Source organism: Bradyrhizobium sp., assembly GCF_036009065.1.
In the GTDB taxonomy this organism is placed as follows: Bacteria; Pseudomonadota; Alphaproteobacteria; order Rhizobiales; family Xanthobacteraceae; genus Bradyrhizobium.
Window position 1 is genome coordinate 1 of sequence record NZ_DASYMN010000161.1, and the last position, 1,658, is coordinate 1,658.

Below are 1,658 nucleotides of genomic sequence, written 5' to 3' on the forward strand. Positions count from 1 at the left end.
TGACGAACCACGACACCATGCCGGGATTGGCGCCGCAGGTCGAGACCGCGGTCGGGCCGCCCGGGCTCTTGTGTTTTGCCGCAAGCAGCGTCTCGCGCAATGCATAATTGGTGCGCGCCTCGGGGCCGATGTTCCTGTCGAAATAAAAGCCGGCCCACGGCTCGACCACGGTGTCGATATATAAAGCGCCGATCTCGCGGCACAGCGTCATGATGTCGACCGAGGAGGTATCGACCGACAGGTTGACGCAAAACCCCTGGCCGCCGCCTTCGGTCAATAGCGGCACCAGCATCTCGCGATAATTGTCCTTCGTCACCGCTTCCTTGATGAAACGCACGCCATGCTTGTTCGCGATCGCGCCGTCGTCATGCGGATCGATGATGACGAAGCGCGATTTGTCATACGCAAAGTGCCGTTCCATCAGCGGCAGCGTGCCTTTTCCGATCGAGCCAAAGCCGATCATCACAATGGGTCCGGAGATTTTTGCGTGGATTTGCGAGGCGGGGGGCATGCGGGAGGACTCCGGGAATAAACGTGCAACAGGCGAACGCGCAGCCCGCCGCGGGGTTCAAGACTATCGCTGCAGCTAAATCAAGCCGCTCGTGCGGCGTGTCCGCGCCGTTTCGGCTGTACGCTCCTCATTGCCGGGCTTGACCCGGCAATCATCAAAACCGTCATTCCGGGGCGCGCGTCTTCCGCGCGAACCCGGAATCTACCGTGTTGAGTGTCAAGTGGCGATGGCACCTTTCCAGGGTTGGGCTGATCTGAGTACGGCATTGGCGAAGACAACGAGACGTCGAAGCACGGCGATGAGGGCGACTTTGGGCGGTTTACCTTTGGCGACGAGACGTTCGTAAAAGGGGCGGAGCACAGGATTGTGCCTGCTGGCGGTAACAGCGGCCATGTAGAGGATGCTGCGCACGCCAGCTCGCCCGCCGTGTATTCGGGCCGGAGCGGTCATGGTGCCGCTCTTGCGGACGAAGGGAGCCACCCCGATCAGCGCTGCGGCCGCCTTGTTATCGATCCGGCCGAGTTCGGGAACGGAGGCAAGCAGGGCGAGCGTCGACTTCACGCCGATGCCCTTGATGGTTTTGAGCAAGCGCTGATCGCGCTGTAGATCGAGGCGCTGGCGAACCAGCGCCAGCATCATCTGATGGACCTGCTTGTCTTCGGCTCTCAGCGTCTCAAGATGGGTGGCGATCGCCTGACGAAGCGCGGTCATCCGTACCGTACCGAGCCTGCAGGTCTCGGCATGAATCATGTGTTTGAGCTGATCGCGCCGGCTTGCGAGTTCAGAAAGCTCTTCGCGGACCGCATCTTCCGGCAACTCGACATAACCGGCCTTGCGACCACGTATCTCGTCAGGCGCGGCGGCATAGGCTGCAAGCAACCGGGCATCCGAGCTGTCGGACTTGGCTTTGACGCCCACCATCTGCCGATAAGCATTAAAGCGCGTGGTATGGATGATCTCGACCGGAAGCTGCGCCTGGCGTAACGCCTTCACCAGCGGCTTCTCGTAGCCGCCGGTCGGCTCAACCACGATGCGCGTCAGTTCAGGCCCGGTCCGTAACCGCTGAACCAACGTGGCAATGGCATCGGGTCGATTTGCGTAATGGGCGCTACCGCCCCGATGCCATGCCACGTCCAGGCCCGCGCCG

Annotated in this window: 2 protein-coding genes; both read right to left on the bottom strand. The window is 61.7% G+C overall.

Features of this window, described 5'->3' with window-relative positions; genetic code table 11:
• Positions 1-511: saccharopine dehydrogenase NADP-binding domain-containing protein (locus tag VGP39_RS09660; protein ID WP_327567883.1), on the bottom strand; the 511-nt coding region annotated here is incomplete at its 3' end.
• A 216-nt stretch (positions 512-727) separates the two neighbouring features.
• The coding region (locus tag VGP39_RS09665) for an IS110 family transposase (protein WP_327567884.1) at positions 728-1,658 on the bottom strand (931 nt) is incomplete at its 5' end.